Below are 23,922 nucleotides of genomic sequence, written 5' to 3'. Positions count from 1 at the left end.
GAGGTCAAGGAGCTACGGACAGGCACGTGAGCGGAAATACGTCCCCTGCGACGTACTTTGGCTCACCTGCCACTCAGGCGCCCGACAATTCCGACGCCGCCCGCGCCAGATCGGCAACCGCATCCCAGTCCTCGTTCGCCAATAAGGCTGCGGGCGTGATCCACGATCCGCCGACACAGCCGACGTTCGGCAATGCCAGGTACGACGCCACGTTCGCCGGCGAGATTCCACCCGTCGGGCAGAAGCGGGCAGCCGGAACCGGCGCGTGAATGGACTTCAGGAAGTTGGCACCACCCGACGCCTCGGCCGGGAAGAACTTCAGTTCGGTGTATCCCGCTTCGAGCAGCGCAAGCACCTCGGAGACGGTCGCGGCGCCCGGAAGGTGCGGGAGTCCGGTTTCGCGCATCGCCTGTGTCAACGATTGCGTGCTGCCCGGCGACACAAGGAACTGCGCGCCTGCATCGGCGGCCTGCTTCGCCTGGCCCGGCGTGACGATTGTGCCGGCGCCGAGCAGGATCTCGGGAACCTCCGCAGCGATGCGTTCGATGGCGTCGAGTGCCACCGGGGTGCGCAGAGTCAGTTCGATGACGGGTAGGCCGCCTTTGACCAGTGCACGGGCGATCGGGACTGCGTGGTCGAGATTCTCGATCACGACGACCGGAATCACGGGTACGCGGTCGATGAGGGATTCGGTCATGACTTTCCTTTTCCGGCGCTACCGCGCCCGTGAGTGGTTGGAGACAGTTGGGTGTACCGAAACGCGCACGGGCAGTTCAGCGCATCACGAACATCGCACCCTCGTCGGCAGGGCCGACCAGAGCTCGCATTCCGGAGAACAGGTCGCGTCCGGTGCCCGCCCATTCGTCGTTCGTGAGCACTCGGCCGGTGACGGGCCGAGCCTCGAACTCGACTGTCGGCACGTCGATGTCGAGAGTCCCGGTCAACGAGTCGAGCGTGATCGTGTCGCCGTCGATAATCTTCGCGATGGGCCCGCCACTGGCCGCCTCCGGCGTGAGATGAATTGCTGCGGGCACCTTTCCGGATGCGCCGGACATGCGGCCGTCCGTGATCAACGCGACGCGGTAGCCGCGGTCCTGCAGGATCCCGAGCGCGGGCGTCAGCTTGTGCAGCTCCGGCATGCCGTTCGCCTGCGGACCCTGGTAGCGCAGCACGGCGACGAGGTCTCCTTCGAGCTGCCCGGCCTCGAACGCGGCGAGGAAGTCGGCTTGATCGTCGAACACCCGTGCCGGACCCGTCACCACACGGTGCTCGGAAGCAATCGCCGAGGTCTTGATGACGCACTTGCCGATCGGCCCGGTCAGCATCTTCAATCCGCCTTCGGCGCTGAACGCGTCTTCGGCGCCGCGCAGGACGGTGTTGTCGCCGCTGATTCGGGTGCCCTCGTGCCACAGAACTCCGTCACCGTCGAGCTTGGGCTCCTGCGTGTAACGCGCAAGGCCAGGCCCGGCAACAGTGTTGACATCCTCGTGCAGAAGTCCGGCGTCGAGCAGCGATCCGATCACGAAGCCGAGTCCGCCTGCGGCGTGAAAGTGATTCACGTCGGCTGTGCCGTTCGGGTAGATCCGCGCCATCAAGGGCACGACCGCCGACAGCTCGGACAGATCCTCCCAGGTCAGAGTAATTCCGGCTGCCTTCGCGATGGCGACGAGGTGCATCGTGTGATTTGTCGATCCGCCGGTGGCCAGCAGCGCGACGCATCCGTTGACGATTGCCTTCTCGTCGACCAACTCCCCTACCGGGGTGTAGTTGTCGCCGAGTGCGGTCAATCCCGTTACGACGTGCGCAGCTTCACGAGTCAGGGCTTCGCGCAACGGAGTTCCGGGGTTCACGAAGGAAGATCCCGGCAGATGTAGGCCCATGACCTCCATCAACAACTGGTTCGAGTTCGCGGTTCCGAAGAAGGTGCAAGTGCCACTTCCGTGGTAAGACGCCGCCTCGGCATCGAGCAATACCTCGCGTCCCACCTTCCCCTCGGCATAGAGCTGACGCGCCTTGGCTTTCTCACCATTGGGAAGTCCCGACGTCATCGGGCCCGCAGGGACGAACACCGCCGGCAAATGACCGAAGCTCAATGCACCGATGAGCATGCCTGGGACGATCTTGTCGCACACTCCGAGCATCAGGGTGGCGTCGAACATGTCGTGGGACAACGCAATTGCGGTCGACATGGCGATGATGTCGCGACTGAAAAGCGAGAGCTCCATGCCTGCTCGGCCCTGGGTGATGCCGTCGCACATGGCAGGGACTCCGCCAGCGAACTGAGCGATCCCGCCGGCGTCGATCACGGCGGCCTTCAGCGCTTTCGGGTACGTCTCGAACGGCTTGTGCGCGGAAAGCATGTCGTTGTATGCGGACACGATCGCGATGTTGGGCTTGACCATGCCGCGCAGGGCTTGCTTGTCGGCCTTGCCTGATGCGGCGAAGCCGTGGGCAATGTTGGCGCAGGCGAGGCGGCCACGGGCGGGGCCTCGGTCCCCCTCTGCGGCGATTCGATCGAGGTAGGTGGCCCGGGCGGACTGGCTGCGGGCTGCGATTCGGTCGGTGACCTGACGCAGAACCGGGTGGATCGTGTCCATGAGGTGTCTCCCTGTTCGGTCTCTCGTGAACTCAGCTTAGAGCCACTTACGTGGTTCGACAACCCAACTTAGGTATTTCAAAGTTATAAGTAGAGATTCTTGCGCTGTTGCCGCAAGGGTTGCGAGTTGGTTGAATGGCGTATATGCAACCGCCACGTCCGAGTGCGCCACCTGCGACAGCAGGCGAGATCTTCGCGCTCGTTCGGGACGGCGAAGCCGACACCCGCGCCGAACTCGGCAAGATCACCGGACTCTCCCGATCCGCCGTTGCATCCCGAGTTGCCTCACTGACCAGCCTCGGGTTGGTCATCGAAGCCGAGGACGCGCAATCGACCGGCGGCCGCCCGCCCGCACGGCTGTCGTTCGACGTCGACGCCGGCATCGTGCTCGCCGCAGCCATCGGGCGCAGCCGCTCACAACTCGGCGTGTTCACCCTCGGCGGCGAATTCCTGGCAAGCGACTCGGTCGACCAGGAAATCGGCATCGGCCCCGATGAGCTGATGCCTCAGATCACCAAACGCCTCGAAGCTCTGATCGACGACGTCGACCGCTCCGGCCATCGGATCCTCGGTGTCGGGCTGAGCATCCCCGGCACGGCCGACACCACCCGCGGCTGCAGTCTCGATTCGCCGATCATGCACGGCTGGGACGGTGTTCCCCTTGCCCCGTATTTCGCGGCTACGACTCCGGCTCCGGTATTTCTCGACAACGACGCCAACGCAATGGTGCTCGCCGAACGTCGCGACAACCGCGACCGTTTCCAGAACGCTCTGCTGGTCAAGGCATCGACCGGACTCGGAGCCGGCATCGTCGCCGGAGGCGTCCTTCAACGCGGATCACTCGGAGCGGCAGGAGAGTTCGGCCATACCAAAACGGCGGCAGCGGCAGGAGTCGCCTGCCGGTGCGGAGACAGCGGTTGCCTCGAGGCCATCGCGGGCGGCTGGGCACTCGTCCGATCCCTCCAAGAACAGGGGCGCAGCGTCGGTCACGTCCGGGGCGTCGTCGAGTTGGCAGTGAGCGGTGACCCCGAAGCACGTCGCCTCATCCGCGACAGTGGTCGTCAGATCGGCGAAACCCTCGCAGGAGCCGTCAACCTGCTCAATCCCGAAGTCTTGATCGTCGGCGGCGACATGGCCAAGGCCTACGACATCTTCGTCGCGGGGCTCCGCGAGACCGTCTACGGCAACGCAACGGCACTGGCCACCCGCGCGCTGACGATTCAAGCCACCACCCACGGCGACCACTCCGCCGTCATCGGCAGCGCAGCAATGGTATTGGACCGAGTTCTGAGTGAGCGAGCGGTGGACGAGGCACTGGGCGGCTGACACTCACGTCACTTGCGTACCACTCGACGCAAATCGATAACCTTTGACCGCATCGACCGGTAATGGGTGCCAAGCCGTCACCCCCAAGGCTTACAGTGATCGCTGTCACATAACGCGTCGGTCGAAAGCGGTTCCCCACATGACATTGAAAGCGGCGAACGATCCGCACATAGAGCTATTGAAGACGGACCCAGAACTACCCCCGGTCGGGGTCGTCGACAAGAGTCCGATGACGCCGACCAAGCGCGTCCTGTTGATCATCATCGGCCTGCTCGGCGGGATTGCCTGGACGGTTGTCGCCATCGTTCGCGGCGAAAATCCCAACGCCGTCTGGTTCGTCATCGCCGCAGTCTGCACGTACATCCTTGCGTTCCGGTTCTACGCCAGACTGATTGAGAACAAGATCATCCACCCGCGCGACGACCGCGCAACACCTGCCGAAATCCTCGAGAACGGCAAGGACTACATGCCGACGGATCGTCGGGTGCTGTTCGGCCATCACTTCGCCGCCATCGCAGGCGCAGGGCCATTGGTGGGACCCGTTCTCGCAGCCCAGATGGGCTACCTTCCCGGCACGATGTGGATCATCATTGGCGTCGTGTTCGCCGGAGCGGTCCAGGACTTCCTCGTTCTGTGGATCTCGACGCGCAGGCGTGGACGCAGCCTCGGTCAGATGGCTCGCGACGAACTCGGAGTCGTCGGCGGCACCGCTGCACTGATCGGTGTCTTCGTCATCATGATCATCATCATCGCCGTGCTCGCACTCGTCGTGGTGAACGCACTGGCCGAAAGCCCGTGGGGCGTCTTCTCGATCGCGCTGACCATTCCGATCGCACTCTTCATGGGTATCTACCTCCGCTACCTGCGCCCCGGCAAGGTATCGGAGGTCTCGCTCATCGGCGTCGCCCTGCTGTTGCTCGCGATTATTTCCGGCGGCTGGGTCGCCGACACCGAATGGGGCACCGACTGGTTCACCCTGTCCAAGGTCACCGTCGCCTGGTGCCTCATCGGCTACGGCCTCGCCGCATCGGTTCTTCCGGTGTGGTTGCTTCTCGCGCCGCGCGATTACCTGTCGACCTTCATGAAAGTCGGCACCATTGCCTTGCTCGCCATCGGCATTCTCATCGCCAGGCCCGAGATTCAGATGCCCGCGATGACAACCTTCGCGACCGAGGGCAACGGCCCAGCCTTCTCCGGTTCTCTGTTCCCGTTCCTGTTCATCACCATCGCCTGCGGTGCGCTGTCCGGCTTCCACGCTTTGATTGCCTCGGGAACCACACCGAAGCTGCTGGAGAAGGAAAAGCAGATGCGGATGATCGGCTACGGGGCAATGCTCACCGAATCCTTCGTCGCGATCATGGCCCTCATCACCGCGTGCGTCCTCGACCAGCACCTCTACTTCGCGCTCAATGCGCCGGCCTCGTTGACCGGCGGCACGCCGGAAACCGCAGCGGAATACCTCAACAACCTCGGACTCAGTGGTGGAGATGTTTCCGCCGAAGAACTTCGACAGGCAGCCGAAGCCGTCGGCGAAGAAACGATCATTTCCCGCACCGGCGGCGCACCGACCCTCGCCTTCGGTATGTCCGAGGTGCTGCACCAAGTGTTCGGCGGCACCGGACTCAAATCGTTCTGGTACCACTTCGCGATCATGTTCGAGGCACTGTTCATCCTCACCACGGTCGACGCCGGTACTCGTGTCGCGCGGTTCATGCTCTCCGACAGCATCGGCAACCTGCCCGGGCCCACCGCGAAGAAGTTCAAGGATCCGTCGTGGCGTCCCGGCGCCTGGGTATGCTCGCTCGTCGTGGTCGCCGCCTGGGGCGCAATCCTTCTCATGGGTGTGACCGACCCGCTCGGCGGGATCAACACCCTGTTCCCACTGTTCGGAATCGCCAACCAGTTGCTGGCTGCCATCGCATTGTCGGTCGTTCTGACGATTGTCATGAAACGCGGGCTCTTCAAATGGGCGTGGATCCCCGGCGTCCCGTTGGTGTGGGATCTGATCGTCACGATGACGGCGTCGTATCAGAAGATCTTCTCCTCGGTGCCTGCCATCGGTTACTGGAAGCAGCACAGCATCTTCGTCGACGCGAAGAATAAGGGCCTCACCGAGTTCCAGAGCGCCAAGACCTCCGAGGCAATCGATGCCGTCATTCGGAACACCTTCATCCAGGGCACACTGTCGATCATCTTCGCCGTGCTCGTGTTGATCGTCGCCGTGGCCGCACTGCTGGTGTGTATCAAAGCATTCCGGGCAGGGGGGCTCCCGGACAACGAGGAACCCGAAGTGCCGTCGAAGATCTTCGGACCCGCGGGCTTCATCCCGACCGCCGCCGAGAGGGAGATCCAGGGCGAGTGGGACAAACTCATCGCCGACGGCACCGTCCGCGCTCCCGGCGCCGCGCACGCAGGTCATCACTGACATGCGTGGTCTCTGGTGGTGGATCACCTCGGTGATGGGCGACAAGGACTACGAGCGGTACCTCGCGCACATGCGACGCGTCCATCCGGGCGAGCCTGTCCCATCGGAACGTCAGTTCTGGCGGGACCGGTACGCCGAAGCCGACACCAACCCGAGCGCCCGCTGCTGCTGACCGCCCGAAACCTACCTGTCTCGAGACACTGCCTGTCTCGATGCACCCCGCAGGCTGCGCGCACTGTGTCCGATTTCCGCTAGCACCGGACTCGGACCGGTGACACAGTGGAGCCCATGGAGTTGGATTTCGAACGGTGCTACCGGGCCGTATCAGCGCGAGACACTCGCTTCGACGGGCAGTTCTTCACAGCCGTACGCACGACGGGCATCTATTGCCGCCCGTCGTGCCCGGCCACCACGCCGAAAGCGAAGAACGTCACGTTCGTGCCCACTGCCGCCGCCGCTCAGCAGGAGGGTTACCGTGCGTGCCGTCGCTGCCAGCCCGACGCCACCCCCGGGTCACCGCGCTGGAACATCAATTCCGACTTGACTTCTCGGGCAATGCGGCTCATCTCGGACGGTGCCGTCGAACGCGGTGGCGTCGACTCCCTCGCCGATACTCTCGGCTATTCCACTCGGCAACTCACCCGAGTACTCACGAGCGAGATCGGCGCCGGACCGCTCGCACTGGCACGCGCCCACCGTGCACACACCGCCCGGACGCTGATCCAGACCACGGACATGCCGATGAGCGACATCGCATTCGCCTCCGGCTTCGCCAGCGTTCGACAGTTCAACGACACCGTGCGAGAAGTGTTCGCCGTCAACCCGACCACGTTGCGCGAGGAGGCCACCAGAAAGAAAACCATGTCATCGAACGGCACGGTCGTCGTGCGACTGCCCTACCGACAACCGATCGACAAGCAGTGGCTCAACTGGTTCCTCCAGGGTCACGCCGTCCCAGGAATCGAGTCGTTCATCGACGGTACCTACCGGCGTTCGCTCAGGTTGCCGCATGGCCATGCCGTCGTCGGCCTCCGCATCGAGGACGGGTATGTCGAGACAACTCTGAGCCTGAAGGACATGCGCGATCTCGCACCCGCGGTTGCTCGTATTCGTCATCTCCTCGATCTCGATGCCGACCCCGACGCAGTGGATACCGCGTTGAGCGAAGATCCCGCACTCGCGCCGAACGTGGCGCTTCACCGAGGAATTCGAGCGCCGGGAAACGTAGACGGCGAAGAATTGCTGCTACGCACAATGATCGGTCAGCAGATATCGTTACGCGCTGCAGCAACACACACCACACGACTGGTCGAGACGCTGGGAACCCCGATCGAGGACCCACTCGGCGGCGACATCACCAGGTTGTTCCCCGAGTCCTCCGTCATCGCCGAGCGCGGCCACGAAGTACTCGCCGGTCCGGTCGCCCGCGTGAACTCCATCATCGGAGTTGCCGACGCCTTGGCGTCGGGCAAGATCGTCCTGCACACGGCACGGCCAGCCGACGAACTCGAACGAGACCTGCTCGCACTCAAAGGAATCGGACCCTGGACGGCCCGGTACGTCGTCATGCGGATGCTCGCCGATCCCGACGTTCTGCTCGACACCGACCTCGTCGTCCGTCAGGGCGCCGAAGCACTGGACATTTCACTGACCGATTCGCACCGCTGGGCGCCGTGGCGTTCCTACGTCTCGATGCACCTGTGGAACGTTGCACTCGAAAGAAGGAGATCATGACCGGTATTTTCGCCACCACCGATACCCCGATCGGACCGTTCACGACCATCGTCGACGACGGCGGATCCGTATTGGCCTCGGGATGGACCGCCAATGTCCACGATCTCGTTCCGCTGATTCACAGGTCACTGCGGCCTGCGGACTTCTCCCCGGCGAAGCGCCTCGGCAGCATCACCGACGCCGTCGACGCCTACCACCGCGGTGAGCTCGGGGCCATCGAGGACGTGCCCGTTTCACAGCAGTCCGGAGAATTCCTCATGCACGCCTGGAAAATTCTGCGTGAGGTCCCCGCGGGCGAACCCGTGACGTACTCGGAGTTCGCTGCGCTGGCGGGGCGCCCGGCCGCGATCCGCGGGGCCGCGTCGGCCTGCGCGCGCAACGCTGCCGCCCTCTTCGTGCCCTGCCACCGGGTCTTTCGCATCGGCGGCGCGCTCGGCGGGTTTCGGTGGGGGTTGCCGGCGAAGACATGGCTCCTAGCGCACGAGGCCGTCGGAAGGTGAACGAGGCCGTCGGAAGGTAGCCACGGTTGAGGGAGTCGCCGGGCGGGTAGATCGGTGGTTCGAGAAGTTAGAGTCACTCGAGTACAGCGGGTGTCGGGCCCACTGACGGCTGCGAGAGCAGACGCGGAGAGAAGGACTTGTTACGTGACAGAGCAGGCAGTGCCCGATGTAAAGCCCGAACGTGATCGGGGTGACCTTATCGGAGTCGGCGGAGTGTGGTTGGCCAAGTGGTCACTCATTCTGGTGGCTGTGGCCGCCGGTGCGTGGGTTCTCGGCTGGCTGATTTCGGCACTGTGGGTGGTGATTCTGCCAGCACTGTTGGCGATCATCGTCGCGACCGTACTGTGGCCGCCGACCAAGTGGATGATGCGTGTCGGTCTTCCGCCTGCGGTGTCCGCTGCCGCGTCGCTCATCGTGTTCTTTCTCGTCATCGGCGGCATCATCACTTTGATCGTCCCGTCCGTCGTCGATTCCGCTCCTGAGCTCGTCGACAAGGCGTCCGCCGGTGTGTCTCAGGTTCAGGACTGGTTGAAGGGGCCGCCGGTCAATCTTCAGGACGACCAGATCGACAATGCCGTCTCCTCGATCACCTCGCGCTTGCAGGACAGTGGCACCGCGATCGCGTCGGGTGTGTTCAGCGGGGTTTCCGCTGCCGGCTCGATTCTGGTGACCCTCGCGCTGGTGCTGGTACTGACGTTCTTCTTCGTCAAGGACGGTCTCAAGTTCATCCCGTGGCTGCACGGATTCGTCGGCGGTCGCGCTGGAAGTCACCTTTCCGAGATTCTTGCGCGGATGTGGGCGACACTCGGCGGATTCATACGCACGCAGGCAATCGTCAGTCTCATCGACGCGTTCTTCATCGGTCTCGGATTGGTAATTCTGGGTGTGCCGTTGGCACTTGTCCTCGCAACCTTGACGTTCCTCGGTGGCTTCATTCCGATCGTCGGTGCCTTCGTGGCCGGGGCCCTGGCAGTGCTTGTCGCGCTGGTCGCTAACGGACCGACCACGGCGTTGATCGTGCTGGTCATCATCTTCGCGGTACAGCAGCTGGAAGGCAATGTGCTGCAGCCGCTCCTGCAGAGTCGCAGCATGAACCTGCATCCGGCGATCGTCCTGCTCGCCGTAACCGGCGGCAGCTCGGTATTCGGCATCATCGGCGCTTTCCTGGCGGTGCCCGCAACCGCGGTCGCAGCGGTGTTGATTCGGTATGTCTCCGAGCAGATCGACAAGCGCTCTAGCGAGGCAAACCAGGCCGTGCTGGAAAACGAAGCACCGGATGCCAAGGACCTTGCAACCGATGACGACGGCGACTACAAGGATTCGAAGAAAGCTCAGGACAAGACTGATCAGGATGCGGCGAAGAGCTGAAGTCTCGACCCATCCCGCTCGCGGATCACGTGCAGGCGGCTGGGAATGCGTTGGCGCATTTCGTCGACGTGACTGACGATACCGACCACTCGTCCGCCTGCACGTAGTTCGTCGAGCACGCCCATCACCGATTCGAGAGTGTCGGCGTCGAGCGTGCCGAAGCCTTCGTCGATGAACATCGTGTCCAGCACCACGCCGCCGGATTCCGCGGCGACTACATCGGCGAGGCCCAGAGCCAACGCCAGCGAAGCGAGGAACGACTCGCCTCCCGACAACGTCTTCGCCGACCGAACAACGCCGGTGTAGTCGTCGCGGATGTCGAGGCCCAGTCCACCTCGTCTCCCGCGGGATTCGGCATCGTCGGAATGCACGAACTCGTACCGCCCCGCGGACATTCGGCCCAGACGCGCCGACGCCGACTCGGCGACATCTTCCAACCGCGACGCCAGTACGTAGGAACGAAGCGACATCTTGCGTGCATTCTGCCCGCGCCCGGCAACGACGTCGGCGAGTGCGGCTAGCTCGTCGTGCTTGGCCTGCATCGGAGCAGCCCGATCGACAGCCGCCCACAGCTGCGCCGTCAGACCTTCGAGTTGCTCTGCGCGGCGCTTACGTTCGGCATGCGTCGCCACGGCAGCATGCAGTTCGGTTGCTGCGGCATCGACGGCCTCTGTCGGCGCTGACGTGTCGACGGGATCGGTGCCAGCGACGGCGGCGATCGCGGGTTCTGCGAGAACCTGTTCCGCATGCGCGCGACGATCGTTGGCCGAGCTCAGCAGCGTGTCGATCGCGTGCACTCTCGCCGGTGTCACCACGGCTCGCGCCGCCTCGTCGGCGGACTCGAACCCCGACTCCGCGATTCGAGCATCAAGCTGGCCGTTGATGGACCGAACATCCGCGGCGGTGTTCGCCTTGTCGGCGCGTCGATCCAACAGTTCCGTCGACAACGACATCAGCTTCTCGAGCCTGCCCGTTCGCTCGTCGATGGACTCCGTGCCCACGATGGCCGCAGCAATCCTGGCTCGCATCTCGTCGACGGACTTGCGCACCTGCGCGGCACGAGCCGACAGACCCGCGGCGGCGGCCTGCTGTTCACCGATGACAATGGACAGTCGCTCGTCCTCGGTACGCAGGTGACCAAGTTTGCTCCGCAGCGTCTCCAGCTGCGCTGACTCGGCGCGTGCAGCTGACAAAGCAGAGGTGACCGCGTCGAGGGCGCGGGCCAGCTCGGCGCTGTCCCGATCACCCGATTGCTGCGCGAGCACGTCATGAGTACGGACGAGTGCCGCGAGTTCTGCGGCCTTCTTCTCCAAGGCAGAAGCCGCCTTGTGCTCGCGCGCCGAGGCGTTCTCCTCGTCGTGCTTGGTGACGGAGGACTCGGATGCGTGAGCCGGATCGGGATGCGACGGCGACCCACACACGTCGCAGGGTTCTCCGGCGATGAGCCGGGCAGCCAGCTCGGCAGCCATCCCGGACAAGCGTTGCTCGCGGAGGTTCAGTGTGTGTGCCCGCGCATCGTTGTGCACTGCGCGCGCACTCTCGTGCGCCTTCTCCGCAGCCGTGATTCTCGTGCGGGTTTTCGCCAGTTCGATTGCAGCTTCGGCAGCCTGGGCAGTACGGGTCGATTCCGCTTCGAGGGCCGTGATTCCCGCGGCCGCATGTACCGAACCGTGCACAGCCTTCTCGACGGACACGATGGCGGCGGGCAGCGCGGATCGCTCCGCTTGGAGACTGACGACCAGTTTCTCGACGGATGCCTGCTCGGCGGCGAGCGTCGCCGCAGTGCGTTCCTCGGCTCCCGCACGCCGTGTGAGAGTTCGGAGTTCGTCGAGGGCACCGACCTCGGTGGTCCACTTGCGAACCGCACCGGCGACGACAGCACGATCGGCGAGAGTCTCCGCGCCGGACGCGGACAATCCGTCCAGTACCGCTTGCGCACCGCCGTGTTGCGCGAGTGCCGCGCGCGCACGGTCGGCGGCGCCGGCGGCAACCGTGTGCTTTGAAGTTGCGGCGTCGAGATCGGTGTCCAACGCTGCGATGGGACCGGCCGCAGCCGACCGTTCCAGCTCCAGGCGCATCGCCTCTCGCTCGGACGCACCCGCCTGAAACTCTGTGAGTTGTTCCAGCGCAGCGCTTCTGCGCCGTTGACAGTCAAGTGTGGTTTCGAGTGCCTTGAGCGTGGCGACCGCGGTGTCGGACGCTGTCCTTGCTGCGTTCAACGTGGCAGTGGCCTCAGCGAATGACTCACGAGCGGAATCGAGAACGTCGGATGCCCAGTCCATCGGCACCCGATCGAGCTGCTCGTCTTGACCCGAGGCCGTCGAAATTTGGCCCAGCAGTTTGTCGATCGAGATGCGACTCGATTCCAGTGTGACTGCACTGGTCCGTCGTGCGTCGGCGAACCATTCCTCGATATCGCCGAACCGGCTCGTGTCGAACAGCCTCTCTAGTAGGTTTCCGCGCTCGTCACTGTCGGCGCGCAGAAATTTCGCGAACTCACCCTGAGGTAGCAGGACGACCTGAAAGAACTGGTCTGCACTCATGCCAAGTGCTGCGCCGACGGCATCGCCGATTTCGTCGAGGCGCGTGAGGTTCTGGCCTACACCGTCGAGCCACGTCAGCGATGCTTTGGCATTCTGCTTCGTCGTTCCGGTCCCCCGCTTCTTCGGCCTGGAGAACTCGGGACTGCGGACGATGCGGACCCTCCGACCTCCGAGAGTCGCCTCCAGGGCAACCGTCGGGACGGACCCAGGTCCGGCGTGATCCGAGAGCAGACGTTTGCCCTCCTTGCGAGCACCGGGGACCGTGCCGTACAACGCGAATGCGACGGCGTCGAGGATGGTGGTCTTGCCTGCGCCCGTCTGACCGTGCAGCAGAAACAGGCCATCCGAGCCGAGAGCGTCGAAGTCCACGGAGTGCGAACCAGCGAACGGACCGAAGGCCGTGATCTCGAGCGTATGAAGTCTCACGCGGACTTCCCGAACAGTTCGTACTGCTCGGAGACGCTGTCAGCAGCGACCTCATCGGCCTGGACGCTCGTCAATGCGCGTTCGAGTAGACGAACCTCACTGGGCGACGGCGTACTACGCATATCGGTGACGAACGATGCCAGGATCTCACTGTCGGTCCGACCGCGAACCCTGTCGCGGTAGCGCAGAGTCGAATCACCGGCGGGACGATTCCATTCGAGGTGAACGGCGTGCGGGAACCTGGTGCGCAGCGAACGCATCGCATCGACCGGACGAACTGCATCGGTCAGTACAGCGGAGACGTAGTGCTCTTCCGCACCGGCGAAACGCTCCTCGCTCAACAACTCTTCTACTGTGCCCTCGATCCTGCTGAGCCCACGCACGACCGGCAGCTCGACACGATCCACCGCCGTCAGACCGTCCGCGTCGAGTTCCAGAATCCACACAGCCTTGCGATGACTGCGTTCGCCGAACGAATACGGAAGTGGTGAACCCGAATACCGGACCCGCTCGCTCAACGTCTGCGGAGAATGCAAGTGCCCCAACGCAACGTAATCCACGCCGTCGAACGCAGACGCAGGCGCAGTCTCGACGCCGCCGACCGAGATGGAACGCTCCGAGCCCGTCGCCTCGCCGCCGACGACGAAAGCGTGTGCCAGAACAACGGATCTCACCGTGGAACCATCGGCACGGCGATCATCCAGATCGGCAGTGACCCGGCCCATCGCAGCGGTGAGCACCTCGGCATGGGTGCGCGCCGAGGGAATGTCGAGTTCGGCTCTCGTGGTTTCCGGCTCCAGATAAGGGATTCCGTAGAACGCGACAGTACCGAACTCGTCGTCGATCACAACGGGACGACCCACGTCTGCGACCCGCGTCATCAAGTGAAGCCCGCCGGCAGCGGCGAACGCTGCGCCTGCACCGAGCCGTGCAGGAGAATCATGATTGCCCGACGTCGCGACGATGACTGCCCCCGCTGCACGGATGGCCTCCAGACCTCTGTTGCACACGAGAACGGCGTCCGCGCTGGGAACTGCGCGGTCGTAGATGTCACCGGGAACCACGACGACGTCGATGCCGTGCGCCGCAACCAGATCCGCGACGGCAGCCAACGCGGCAGCCTGGTCGGCCAGCAGATCGACGCCGTGGAACGTGCGTCCGATGTGCCAGTCCGAGGTGTGCAGGATCTTCATGTCCACGACGCTAACGCGAGCCACCGACAAACTCGTCCAGGCTCGCCTGCCGTCACCCGAGTGGCACCAAAAGGTCTGGCGAAATCGTCCGCATCCCCCGACCGTGTCGGTGCTCTCGTGCATCATCGTCGCTCATGAACGCACTTACTGCTCTGGGCATGGTTTTCGCCCTGTTGGTCGGCGGCGCCATGGGGTGGTTGCTGCACGCGTCGAGGGTCGGCGACCGGGCCGTGCGCGCCGAAGCGCAGTTGGCTGCACTGCGCGACAACGAGGCTTTGCTGAGGCGGTCGTTGGCCGCGGTCAACGAGGACTCCGCGCGCAGGCATTCGGGCGCCATCGGGCAACAGGTGTCGCATCTCGTCGAACCACTGCACGATGCAGTCGACGCACTCACCGAACACGTACGGCAGGTCGAACACAACCGCATCCGCGCCTACGCGGGCCTCACCGAACAGGTCTCGGGGATGCATCGCGCATCGGTCCAGCTGTCCACTCAAACGTCGCAATTGGTGACGGCACTTCGAGCCCCCCAGATCAGGGGCCGGTGGGGCGAGATGCAGTTGGAGCGCGTCGTGGAACTCGCGGGCATGGTCAAGCACTGTGATTTCGACACTCAGGTCACCAAGAACGGGATCAGGCCGGACATGATCGTGCGTCTCGCGGGCGGCCGACAGATCGTCGTGGACGCCAAAGTACCGTTCGCGGCCTACCTGGACGCCGCCCAGGAAGAGGATGCCGACCTGCGCGCCAAACAGCTCACACGGCACGCACGCCATCTGCGCACCCATGTGGACCAGCTCGCTGCCAAGGAGTACTGGCGATCGTTCGAGCCGACGCCGGAATTCGTCGTCCTGTTCGTACCGGGAGACCCGTTTCTCGACGCGGCACTCACGTCCGATTCGGCGTTGCTCGAATACGCATTCACGAGAAACGTGATTCTTGCCACCCCTACCACTCTGGTCGCACTTCTACGGACCGTGGCATACACCTGGAAGCAGGAGTCTCTCGCCGAGGACGCCGCTCGTATCCAACAACTGGGCCGCGAGTTGTACACGCGGCTGGGTGTGGTGTCTTCGCACCTCGACAAGCTCGGAGGCCATATCGGCAAGGCCGTGGAGTCGTTCAACGCCACGGTGTCCTCGGTCGACACACGGGTGGGAGTCACTGCACGCAAGCTGCACGAACTCGAGTTGTTCGACGCGGACGTGGTGGAGGTCAACCGGGTCGACACATGGCCGAGAACGTCCGATTCGTCGTACTCGTCGCGACAGTTCGGTCATGTCAACGACGCGGTGGGGTGAGCAGCCGCTAACCTCGAAGGGTGTCTACCTCCCAACGCGCCCGTTCCGGGGTACCGCTGGATCAACGTTCAGCTCTCGCATCCGTGCCCGGCGTCCCTGCTTGGGGGGCAGTGGCCATCGCCGTCGGCGCGAGTTTTCTCGGATTCGTCATCGACGCTGCCCGCGGGACCGAGCTGACGATTGCGTTCGCGTGCTTCTACATCATCGGAGTCGTCGCGGCTGCCGTGCTGGTCCGATACCGCGGACTGTTCACCGCGATGGTGCAAGCACCGTTGATCTTGTTCGCCGCCGTGCCGCTGTCGTACCAGTACTTCACCGAGAACCCTGGCACGAGCCTCAAAGACATTCTGCTCAATGTCGCGATCCCGCTGGTGAACCGCTTTCCGCTGATGCTTCTGGCGACGTTGCTGGCGGTGGCGATCGGCGCTGCCCGCGTATTCCTGAAGAGGCAGGCGAGCCACACACCTGCAAGCTCGGGCAAGCGCTCCGTCCGTGAGCGCGCCAAGGACACCCGCGACCGCGCCCAAGAGAACCGGGCCAAGTCTCAGAAGAACCGCGCCAAGGCCAAGCAGACTCGGGTTCGGGCAGCGGAGTCGCAACCACGGCGTGCGACCACGGAGCCCCGTGCAGGAGCCACCCAATCTCGCGCAGCCCACAGCAGAACCGCCGATCCGGCGCCCCGGTCACGCCGAGCAGATCGTCTGGACGCACCGGACGGTCGTCGGGCACGACGTGAGCGCGCAGAACCTCAGTTCGACAGGCCATCGGCCGATCCGTACCGCGCCGACCGCCGCGCAGCGTCGGAACCACCGCGGAGGCAGGCTCCACGCCCACAGACACCACGTGTGCCGCGACCACCCGAGGTGGACCCGTACTCGGCTCCCCGCGGCAGCACTCCCAGTTCGGTGGCCCCCGCCAGCACTCACATTCCGCCGCATCCGGTACCCCAGGTGAGATACCGGGACCGCGGGGACGCGTAAGTAGCCGTCAGGCTTTGGCGGGGCGCAATTCGCGTGGCAGCGAGAACACCAAGGTCTCGTTGGCGGTGGTGACCGGTTGGACGTCCCCGAATCCGTGCTCGGCCAGCAGTTCGATGACACCCTGAACCAAGATTTCGGGAACGGATGCGCCCGAGGTGATACCGACCGTCTTGATGCCGTCGAGCCAGGCGACGTCGACCTCTTTGGCGTAGTCGACGAGGTAGCTTGCCGCAGCGCCCGCAGTGAGGGCGACCTCGACCAGCCGAACCGAATTGGACGAGTTCTGCGATCCGACGACGATGACGAGATCGCATTCGGGCGCCATCGCCTTCACCGCTACCTGGCGGTTCTGCGTGGCATAGCAGATGTCGTCGCTCGGTGGATCCTGCAGCGTCGGGAACTTCTCACGCAGACGAGCGACCGTAAGCATGGTCTCGTCGACACTCAGTGTCGTCTGTGACAGCCAGATGACCTTGTTGGCATCGCGCACGGTGACGTTGTCCACTGCGTCCGGGCCATCGACGAGCTGTACGTGATCAGGAGCCTCACCTGCGGTTCCCTCGACCTCCTCGTGGCCCTCGTGACCGATCAGAAGGATGTCGTAGTCGTCGCGCGCGAATCGCTTCGCTTCCTGGTGCACCTTCGTGACGAGGGGGCACGTCGCATCGATTGTGCGTAGCTGGCGCTCGGCAGCCGATGCGTGGACTGCGGGCGAGACTCCGTGCGCGGAGAAGACCAGCAGCGAGCCCTCCGGAACCTCGTCGGTCTCCTCGACGAACACGGCGCCGCGGTCCGCAAGAGTCTCCACGACGTGCCTGTTGTGGACGATCTCCTTGCGCACGTATACCGGCGCACCGTGCTTCTCCAGGGCCTTTTCGACCGTTTCGACGGCACGGTCCACGCCTGCGCAGTAGCCGCGTGGCTCGGCGAGGAGAACTCGTTTGGCACCCGAGTACGAGGGCGCACCCGCGCCCGAGGGACGTGCAATACCAAGGTTCAGTGGAACAGCCGAAGACATGCCTACAGGATACGGGTCCAGAGCGACACACCTTCCATCTCGGAGCTCTCAGCTACCCAAACGCGTCGTCATCAGGCAGGCTGGAGACCATGACTCGTGTCCCGTTTGCTGCACGCGTGGCTGCTGGTGTGGCGGTGACGGTCGTCGAAGAGGCGCGCAAGCTGCCCAAAACCACCGTCATGTTCCCCATGACAGTCGTCAGCGAAGTCCTCGCCAGCTCGATGCGGTTCCAACAGCAGGTCACTGCCCTCGCCATCAAGGGCGACCAGGTGTTCGCGTCGCTGCCGCTCGTCGGAACTCCCGATCAGGAACAGCCGTCGTGGGCTGTCTTCGAGGAAGACACGGCCGGAACCGAAGGCGATGTCGACATCCCAGACCACGACAGCCCAGATCGCGACGCACCGCCTGCCAGCGGACGTTTTGCGCTGTACTCGACGCCTCCGGCCGAGAGTTCGGCTGCAACCGCCACCAATGCCGCGCCCGCCGCCCGCCCCGACACCGCTGATCGTCCGGACATCATCGACCTGGTGGACTACGACACACTCGCACTCGCGCAACTCCGCGCGCGGCTTCGGACGCTGTCGCTGGACGACCTGGAGACCCTGCGCGAATACGAGAGCGATTCGCTGCATCGTGCACCGTTCCTGACCATGCTGGAGAACCGGATCACCACAGCGAAAGCCAAGTGACAGCCAGCCACGTGACCTCCAGTACAGCCGAAGAGCCGTGGCCCGTACGCACCGTCGCGATGAAGGTCGCGGGGTGGATCGACCGGCTCGGCAGCATTTGGGTCGAGGGGCAGCTGACGCAGATCAATGCGAGGCCTGGCACCAGAACAGCTTTTCTGACCCTGCGTGATCCGTCCGCGGACATGTCGCTGTCGGTCACCTGTTCGCCGCAGTTACTCGAACGCTCCCCCATACCGTTGACCGAGGGCGCTCAGGTCATTCTGTATGGCAAGCTGTCGTACTACACCGGCCGCGGGACTATCTCGTTGCGTGCCACCGATATTCGTGCGGTCGGCGTCGGCGAACTGCTGGCCCGGATCGAACGTCTTCGGGCGTTGCTGGCAGCCGAGGGCCTGTTCGATCCACGACTGAAGCGGCCGCTTCCCTTCTTGCCGCGCACGATCGGACTCATCACCGCACGCGCGTCCGCTGCCGAGAAGGACGTCCTGACCGTCGCGCAGAGACGGTGGCCCGCAGTGCACTTCGAGGTCAGACACACGCCGGTGCAAGGCCCGACTGCCGTACCGGCGATTCTCGAGGCGCTGGGGGATCTCGACGGCAACGTCGACGTCATCATCCTGGCTCGCGGCGGCGGCAGCGTCGAGGACCTGCTTCCGTTCTCCGACGAGACCCTGTGCCGCGCGATCTCGAAAGCGACGACACCGATCGTCAGCGCGATCGGCCACGAACCCGACAGCCCGCTGACCGACCATGTCGCCGATCTGCGAGCCGCAACGCCGACAGATGCCGCCAAACTCGTGGTGCCCGATGCCGTCGCCGAGCAGAATCTTGTCTCCGATCTGCGCACCAGAACAGCTGCTGCCTTGCGTAACTGGGTCGCGCGCGAAGCCAGAGGGCTCGAAATGATCCGGCACCGGCCTGTTCTCGCCGATCCGATCGCCGGAATCGATTTCCGTAGCGAGGAGATAACCCGTCTCGTCGACGCCGGTCGTCGAGACGTAATGCGAGAACTCACGAAGCAAGACACCCTTCTCGAACATCTCCGCGCGCGGCTGCAGACACTCGGCCCCGCGGCGACGCTGGCGAGGGGCTACGCCGTCGTGCAGCGTATGGTCACCGGCGGCGATCCCGAGGTGCTGCGTTCGGTCGAGGACGCGCCCCCGGGAACCCAGATCCGAGTACGAGTGGCCGACGGCGCGATAACTGCTGCGGTCATGGGCAAAGTTCGATAGGAGGATCTCTTGAGCGAAACACCGATTACCGAGATGGGATACGAGGCTGCACGCGACGAATTGGTCGACGTGGTCAAGGTTCTCGAACAAGGCGGGCTGGATCTGGATGCGTCCCTTGCACTGTGGGAGCGCGGGGAACTCCTCGCCACCAGGTGCGAGGAGCACCTAGCCGGCGCACGCAAGCGCGTGGAGAACGCGCTTGCGCACATAGCCGAAGAGGGTTAGGGATTCAGGGCTTCAGGGGCTTCGCATTGGTCGTCGCCTCGGCCAGCGTCGTGAATTCATCGGTGGTTCCGCTACCGGTGATCAGCAGGCGTACGTCGCCGAGATCGGTGACCCACACCGATTCGCTGCCCTGCTGCTCGTAGAGGACCCAGTCGTAACCGTCGACCGGTTGCGCTCCTGACGCATAGCGCGTGCCACCGACCGCGAACGGCACGAGCACATCCTCGGTCGCGTTCGACTGGGCCAGCCTGATGAAGCGGCCTGCGCCGGAGATGAAGCCGACATTACTGACGTCTCCGCCCTGGTCCCCCGCTATGGACTTTCTGCTGCCCGAGTTGGGTGTCCAGTCCTCGGGGACGGCCGGATCACGGATCGGAAAGCTCAGCTCGGATGCGTCGTACTGCAGCGCGGCGTCGGCGTCGAAGTTCGGGATGGGGCCCTGCGTCGGGCCTCCAGGACTGAGCGTGCACTGGCTGGCGATGGCAGCGATAATCAAACACGCGACCACGAGCGGTATGAGCGACCACACCATGTCACGGTTGTTGTTCAAGATCCTGGGTTTGCTGTTCGCCACGACTCCAGTATCCCCGCTACGCGCGGGTGCACCGTCGGCGCATGCCCTCCGTCCCACGACCTGGCTGCCAATGAGATAATCGGCCCTGGGTAAGACCCCCATCTACCAGGAGGCTACAAACCGATGACGGCCAGCACCGAGTCCACTCGCGCCATGGCGCCAGATCGCAACCTCGCCCTCGAGCTCGTACGCGTCACCGAGGCCGGCGCTCTCGCCTCCGGTCGCTGGGTTGGCCGCGGCGACAAGGAAGGCGGCGACGGAGCGGCAGTAGACGCCATGCGTCAGCTGGTCAGCTCGGTATCGATGCGCGGCGTCGTCGTCATCGGCGAGGGCGAGAAAGACGAAGCCCCGATGCTCTACAACGGTGAGCAGGTCGGCAACGGCAACGGTCCCGACTGCGACTTCGCCGTCGACCCCGTCGACGGCACGACGCTGATGGCCAAAGGCATGCCCAACGCCATCTCCGTGCTCGCCGTCGCCGAGCGCGGCGCCATGTTCGACCCTTCCGCGGTGTTCTACATGGAGAAGATCGCCGTCGGCCCGGACTACGCCGACGTCATCGACATCACCGCGCCGGTCGCCGAGAACATCGCCCGCATTGCCAAGATCAAGAAGGGGTCCGCCTCCGACGTGACGGTGTGCATCCTCGATCGTCCCCGTCACGCCGAGCTCATCCAGCAGGTGCGCGACGCCGGATCCCGCATTCGCCTCATCTCCGACGGTGACGTCGCAGGCGCGATCGCCGCCGCTCGCCCCGACTCGGGTACTGATCTGCTCATCGGCATCGGAGGCACCCCCGAGGGCATCATCGCCGCCGCCGCGATGCGCTGTATGGACGGCGCAATCCAGGGCCGTCTCGCACCGACCGACGACACCGAGCGCCAGAAGGCCATCGACGCGGGCCACGATCTCGATCGCGTCCTCGACACCAAGGACCTCGTCTCCGGCGAGAACGTCTTCTTCACCGCCACCGGCGTCACCGACGGAGACTTGCTGCGCGGCGTCCGCTACTCGGGCGGCGGCGCCCACACCCAGTCGATCGTCATGCGCTCCAAGTCCGGCACCGTGCGCATGATCGATGCCTACCACCGCCTAGAGAAGCTGCGTGAGTACTCCTCGGTGGACTTCGACGCCGACGAATCCGGTCAAGCACCTTCGTTCTGATCCGCCCCTGACCTACCTCCCAATACCGAAACGACGACTGGCAAAGTAAGGCTCATGACGCAGACTGACGAACAGCAGTACCGGATCGAGCACGACACCATGGGAGAGGTTCGCGTCCCCATCAACGCGCTGTGGCGTGCACAGACGCAGCGCGCAGTGGAGAACTTCCCGATCTCCGGCCGCCCGCTCGAGCGCACCCAGATCCGAGCGATGGGCCTACTGAAGGCAGCCTGCGCACAGGTCAACAAGGATCTCGGGCTGCTCGACGGGGCACTCGCCGACGCCATCATCTCGGCTGCGAACGAAATCGCCGAAGGCAAGCACGACGATCAGTTCCCGATCGACGTCTTCCAGACCGGCTCGGGTACCAGCTCGAACATGAACGCCAACGAGGTCATCGCGTCGATCGCCAAGGCTGCCGGGGTCGAGGTTCACCCCAACGATCACGTCAACATGTCGCAGTCCTCCAACGACACGTTCCCGACGGCCACTCACCTCGCCGCTACCGAGGCTGCTGTCACCTCACTGGTGCCTGCTCTGAAGCACCTGCACGAAGCACTCGCGGCAAAGTCCGTCGAGTGGAAGACCGTCGTGAAGTCCGGCCGAACCCACCTGATGGACGCGGTTCCGGTCACGCTCGGTCAGGAGTTCGGCGGCTATGCCCGTCAGATCGAAGCAGGCATCGAGCGTGTCGAAGCAACGTTGCCGCGCCTGGGTGAACTGCCGATCGGCGGCACCGCCGTCGGCACCGGCCTCAACGCTCCCGACGGATTCGGACCGAAAGTCGTTGCCGCACTGGTGACGTCGACTGGTATCGACGCTCTCACAGCAGCGAAGGACTCCTTCGAGGCTCAGGCCGCACGCGACGGACTGGTCGAGGCATCGGGCGCACTGCGCACCATCGCAGTGTCGCTGACCAAGATCGCCAACGACGTTCGCTGGATGGGATCGGGACCGCTCACCGGTCTCGGCGAGCTCGCGCTCCCCGACCTTCAGCCCGGCAGCTCCATCATGCCCGGCAAAGTCAATCCCGTTCTGCCCGAAGCAGTCACCCAGGTTGCCGCACAGGTCATCGGCAACGACGCCGCCACCGCGTTCGGTGGAGCATCGGGCGCATTCGAGCTCAACGTCTACATCCCGATGATGGCGCGAAACGTGCTCGAGTCGTTCAAGCTACTCGCCAACGTCTCGGTGCTGTTCGCCGACAAGTGCATCAGCGGTCTCGTCGCCAACGTCGACCACCTCAAGACCCTCGCCGAGTCCTCGCCGTCCATCGTGACGCCGTTGAACTCCGTGATCGGCTACGAGGAAGCAGCAGCCGTCGCCAAGCAGGCGCTCAAGGAGAAGAAGACGATCCGCCAGACCGTCATCGACCGCGGCCTCATCGGCGACAAGCTGAGTGAAGAAGAGTTGGACAAGCGTCTCGACGTCCTCGCGATGGCGAAGGTCAAGGACTAACTACCTTCGGCAGGAGAACGGCCGACATGAATGGGCCATCGCAACGGTTAGACGGTTGCGATGGCACATTCATGCGTTCCCAGGGTGGATATCAAGCGAGATGCGCGAGCTCGTCCCGCGCCTTGTTGCCCTCGTCGCCGAGGTCGTCGCGGCTGAAGAAGTTCCAGCGCTCCAGTAGCGGCTTGAACACCTTCTCGCGCTGCTGATCCTCGTCGTAGATTCCCGCTTCTTTCAAGGCTTCAGTGCTGTTGGCCTTACTCGGCAGGTCGACGACCGGAATGGCGAAGCCCGTGACGCGGTCCGCGATGGCACGCGCGACCTGATCGGGCGCAACCCCGAACGCCTCGTTGACGACGTTCACGTAGAACGTTGCCTGCAGCGTGTCATCGGCCGCGATCTTGGTGAAGATCTTCGCCAGCACCTCATCGCCTCCGAGCGCGACGGTGTTGGTGTTACGCAGCGCCGCGGCGGTCTCGTCGATCGCAAAATGCGCGATGATGTCGAGGACGTGCAGGCTCGGGGCGTCGTAACCCTTGGTCATTTCTTCCATGCGCACACGCTCGAGCGCGACCGGATCGACCGCGCGGGTCAAGACCATATAGTCACGGAGAACGATTGCTTGACGGTTTTCCTCCGACGTCCAGCGACCGGTCCACTTCCACCAGGCGCCGAGGTCGGTGAGGGCGCGGGCCAGCTCGCGGTGGTACGCAGGCAGATTGTCGGCGACGAGAACGCCGACGGTTGCCGACAGGATCTCGACGTCGCTGAGGTGCGACTGCTCGGGAGACCAGTCCTCGCCGCCGAGAAATGCGAAGTTCTTACCCTCGCTCCAGGGCGCGAAGTCGTGAGGATGCCAGTCCTCGGCTTCCGCGATGTGTCGGTTCAGGTTTTCTTCGACGGCGGGCTCCAACCGGAGCAGCAGGTCACCGTCCGTCATATTCGTAGGCATTCCTCAACCGTAGCGTCTCGTTCTGCGCGGCCGACCGCGCGCCCCTGACCTCTGTGAATTCTCCCAAACCCCTGGACTCGCAGGTCTAGACTGATCCACCATCTACTCGGTCCACGGAAAGGACGCGAAAATGTTGCGGTCGGGTTGAAAAAGGACGTATTCCGGCGTCGCCGCGTCTGTGAAAGCTCTGGTCGGATACGCGTCCGGCACCGATGATTCGT

Annotated in this window: 20 protein-coding genes; 13 read left to right on the top strand and 7 right to left on the bottom strand. The window is 64.2% G+C overall.

Annotation, left to right across the window (positions count from 1 at the left end; genetic code table 11):
- Positions 1-73: 73 nt before the first annotated feature.
- Together eda and edd are read right to left on the bottom strand one after the other, a co-directional pair.
- The gene (gene eda / locus QMK17_RS02875; protein ID WP_283506915.1) at positions 74-697 is read right to left on the bottom strand and encodes a bifunctional 4-hydroxy-2-oxoglutarate aldolase/2-dehydro-3-deoxy-phosphogluconate aldolase; all 624 of its coding nucleotides are present in this window, start codon (positions 695-697) and stop codon (positions 74-76) included.
- A gap of 76 nt (positions 698-773) precedes the next feature.
- Positions 774-2,597 (bottom strand): phosphogluconate dehydratase, encoded by a 1,824-nt coding sequence (gene edd / locus QMK17_RS02870; protein ID WP_283506914.1) that lies wholly within the window; start codon positions 2,595-2,597, stop codon positions 774-776.
- Between the two features lie 143 nt (positions 2,598-2,740).
- Here edd and QMK17_RS02865 point away from each other — a divergent pair, with 143 nt between their 5' ends.
- The 6 genes from QMK17_RS02865 (at position 2,741) to QMK17_RS02840 (ending at position 9,949) form a co-directional block, all read left to right on the top strand.
- Positions 2,741-3,922, top strand: coding sequence for an ROK family transcriptional regulator (locus tag QMK17_RS02865; RefSeq protein WP_283506913.1), 1,182 nt, complete (start codon positions 2,741-2,743; stop codon positions 3,920-3,922).
- 139 nt (positions 3,923-4,061) lie between these two features.
- Positions 4,062-6,347: a carbon starvation CstA family protein gene (locus QMK17_RS02860; protein WP_283506912.1), complete on the top strand. Its 2,286-nt coding sequence runs from the start codon at positions 4,062-4,064 to the stop codon at positions 6,345-6,347.
- Position 6,348: 1 nt separating this feature from the next.
- Positions 6,349-6,519 carry a YbdD/YjiX family protein gene (locus tag QMK17_RS02855; RefSeq protein WP_442972680.1) on the top strand — a complete coding sequence of 57 codons (171 nt, stop codon included), beginning with the start codon at positions 6,349-6,351 and terminating at the stop codon, positions 6,517-6,519.
- Positions 6,520-6,635: 116 nt separating this feature from the next.
- A complete protein-coding gene (locus QMK17_RS02850) occupies positions 6,636-8,081 on the top strand; it encodes a DNA-3-methyladenine glycosylase 2 family protein (RefSeq protein ID WP_283506911.1) in 1,446 nt (481 codons plus the stop codon).
- Positions 8,078-8,581, top strand: coding sequence for a methylated-DNA--[protein]-cysteine S-methyltransferase (locus QMK17_RS02845; RefSeq protein ID WP_283506910.1), 504 nt, complete (start codon positions 8,078-8,080; stop codon positions 8,579-8,581). The genes QMK17_RS02850 and QMK17_RS02845 overlap by 4 nt, the downstream gene beginning before the upstream one ends.
- Positions 8,582-8,725: 144 nt before the next feature.
- A complete protein-coding gene (locus QMK17_RS02840) occupies positions 8,726-9,949 on the top strand; it encodes an AI-2E family transporter (protein WP_283506909.1) in 1,224 nt (407 codons plus the stop codon).
- On the opposite strand, the gene QMK17_RS02835 is transcribed toward QMK17_RS02840, so the two are convergent.
- Complete coding sequence (locus QMK17_RS02835; protein ID WP_283506908.1) at positions 9,928-12,918, bottom strand: AAA family ATPase; 2,991 nt, start codon at positions 12,916-12,918, stop codon at positions 9,928-9,930. The genes QMK17_RS02840 and QMK17_RS02835 overlap by 22 nt on opposite strands.
- The gene (locus QMK17_RS02830; RefSeq protein WP_283506907.1) at positions 12,915-14,111 is read right to left on the bottom strand and encodes an exonuclease SbcCD subunit D; all 1,197 of its coding nucleotides are present in this window, start codon (positions 14,109-14,111) and stop codon (positions 12,915-12,917) included. The genes QMK17_RS02835 and QMK17_RS02830 overlap by 4 nt, the downstream gene beginning before the upstream one ends.
- A 134-nt stretch (positions 14,112-14,245) precedes the next feature.
- Between QMK17_RS02830 and QMK17_RS02825 the strand changes: the two genes are divergently transcribed.
- Both QMK17_RS02825 and QMK17_RS02820 read left to right on the top strand, forming a co-directional pair.
- On the top strand, positions 14,246-15,412 hold the full coding sequence (locus QMK17_RS02825; protein WP_283506906.1) for a DNA recombination protein RmuC: 1,167 nt from the start codon (positions 14,246-14,248) through the stop codon (positions 15,410-15,412).
- Between the two features lie 20 nt (positions 15,413-15,432).
- A complete protein-coding gene (locus tag QMK17_RS02820) occupies positions 15,433-16,392 on the top strand; it encodes a DUF6542 domain-containing protein (protein ID WP_283506905.1) in 960 nt (319 codons plus the stop codon).
- A 7-nt stretch (positions 16,393-16,399) separates the two neighbouring features.
- Here the strand turns inward: QMK17_RS02820 and QMK17_RS02815 are convergent, their stop codons facing one another.
- Entirely contained in the window at positions 16,400-17,410 is a 1,011-nt protein-coding gene (locus QMK17_RS02815; protein ID WP_283506904.1) for a 4-hydroxy-3-methylbut-2-enyl diphosphate reductase, read from the bottom strand.
- An 89-nt stretch (positions 17,411-17,499) separates the two neighbouring features.
- Here QMK17_RS02815 and QMK17_RS02810 point away from each other — a divergent pair, with 89 nt between their 5' ends.
- From QMK17_RS02810 to QMK17_RS02800, 3 genes are read left to right on the top strand one after another with little or no spacing between them, the layout of a single operon-like run.
- A complete protein-coding gene (locus tag QMK17_RS02810; protein ID WP_283506903.1) occupies positions 17,500-18,099 on the top strand; it encodes a lipid droplet-associated protein in 600 nt (199 codons plus the stop codon).
- 11 nt (positions 18,100-18,110) lie between these two features.
- Positions 18,111-19,331, top strand: a complete 1,221-nt coding sequence (gene xseA, locus QMK17_RS02805; protein ID WP_283506902.1) for an exodeoxyribonuclease VII large subunit — start codon at positions 18,111-18,113, stop codon at positions 19,329-19,331.
- Between the two features lie 9 nt (positions 19,332-19,340).
- Positions 19,341-19,556, top strand: a complete 216-nt coding sequence (locus QMK17_RS02800) for an exodeoxyribonuclease VII small subunit (protein WP_283506901.1) — start codon at positions 19,341-19,343, stop codon at positions 19,554-19,556.
- Between the two features lie 4 nt (positions 19,557-19,560).
- Here QMK17_RS02800 and QMK17_RS02795 read toward each other — a convergent pair whose 3' ends face one another.
- Positions 19,561-20,130 carry a DUF4245 domain-containing protein gene (locus tag QMK17_RS02795; protein ID WP_283506900.1) on the bottom strand — a complete coding sequence of 190 codons (570 nt, stop codon included), beginning with the start codon at positions 20,128-20,130 and terminating at the stop codon, positions 19,561-19,563.
- A gap of 123 nt (positions 20,131-20,253) precedes the next feature.
- Here QMK17_RS02795 and glpX point away from each other — a divergent pair, with 123 nt between their 5' ends.
- Together glpX and QMK17_RS02785 are read left to right on the top strand one after the other, a co-directional pair.
- Entirely contained in the window at positions 20,254-21,294 is a 1,041-nt protein-coding gene (glpX, locus tag QMK17_RS02790) for a class II fructose-bisphosphatase (protein WP_283506899.1), read from the top strand.
- A gap of 54 nt (positions 21,295-21,348) precedes the next feature.
- Entirely contained in the window at positions 21,349-22,752 is a 1,404-nt protein-coding gene (locus tag QMK17_RS02785) for a class II fumarate hydratase (protein WP_283506898.1), read from the top strand.
- A 91-nt stretch (positions 22,753-22,843) separates the two neighbouring features.
- Here the strand turns inward: QMK17_RS02785 and QMK17_RS02780 are convergent, their stop codons facing one another.
- The gene (locus QMK17_RS02780; RefSeq protein ID WP_283506897.1) at positions 22,844-23,701 is read right to left on the bottom strand and encodes an acyl-ACP desaturase; all 858 of its coding nucleotides are present in this window, start codon (positions 23,699-23,701) and stop codon (positions 22,844-22,846) included.
- Between the last annotated feature and the right edge of the window lie 221 nt (positions 23,702-23,922).

The sequence above is a fragment of the Rhodococcus sp. G-MC3 genome (genome assembly GCF_030063335.1).
GTDB lineage: Bacteria > Actinomycetota > Actinomycetes > Mycobacteriales > Mycobacteriaceae > Rhodococcoides.
This window is presented reverse-complemented; position numbering and strand designations above follow the sequence as displayed.

Excerpts from the sequence above, each read along its gene's own strand:
- QMK17_RS02860 (WP_283506912.1), top strand. The coding sequence starts at position 4,062 with ATGACATTGAAAGCGGCGAACGATCCGCACATAGAGCTATTGAAGACG.
- eda (WP_283506915.1), bottom strand. The coding sequence starts at position 697 with ATGACCGAATCCCTCATCGACCGCGTACCCGTGATTCCGGTCGTCGTG.
- QMK17_RS02845 (WP_283506910.1), top strand. The coding sequence starts at position 8,078 with ATGACCGGTATTTTCGCCACCACCGATACCCCGATCGGACCGTTCACG.
- QMK17_RS02785 (WP_283506898.1), top strand. The coding sequence starts at position 21,349 with ATGACGCAGACTGACGAACAGCAGTACCGGATCGAGCACGACACCATG.
- glpX (WP_283506899.1), top strand. The coding sequence starts at position 20,254 with ATGACGGCCAGCACCGAGTCCACTCGCGCCATGGCGCCAGATCGCAAC.
- QMK17_RS02815 (WP_283506904.1), bottom strand. The coding sequence starts at position 17,410 with ATGTCTTCGGCTGTTCCACTGAACCTTGGTATTGCACGTCCCTCGGGC.
- edd (WP_283506914.1), bottom strand. The coding sequence starts at position 2,597 with ATGGACACGATCCACCCGGTTCTGCGTCAGGTCACCGACCGAATCGCA.
- QMK17_RS02810 (WP_283506903.1), top strand. The coding sequence starts at position 17,500 with ATGACTCGTGTCCCGTTTGCTGCACGCGTGGCTGCTGGTGTGGCGGTG.
- QMK17_RS02850 (WP_283506911.1), top strand. The coding sequence starts at position 6,636 with ATGGAGTTGGATTTCGAACGGTGCTACCGGGCCGTATCAGCGCGAGAC.
- QMK17_RS02825 (WP_283506906.1), top strand. The coding sequence starts at position 14,246 with ATGAACGCACTTACTGCTCTGGGCATGGTTTTCGCCCTGTTGGTCGGC.
- QMK17_RS02865 (WP_283506913.1), top strand. The coding sequence starts at position 2,741 with ATGCAACCGCCACGTCCGAGTGCGCCACCTGCGACAGCAGGCGAGATC.
- QMK17_RS02780 (WP_283506897.1), bottom strand. The coding sequence starts at position 23,701 with ATGCCTACGAATATGACGGACGGTGACCTGCTGCTCCGGTTGGAGCCC.
- QMK17_RS02855 (WP_442972680.1), top strand. The coding sequence starts at position 6,349 with ATGCGTGGTCTCTGGTGGTGGATCACCTCGGTGATGGGCGACAAGGAC.
- QMK17_RS02830 (WP_283506907.1), bottom strand. The coding sequence starts at position 14,111 with ATGAAGATCCTGCACACCTCGGACTGGCACATCGGACGCACGTTCCAC.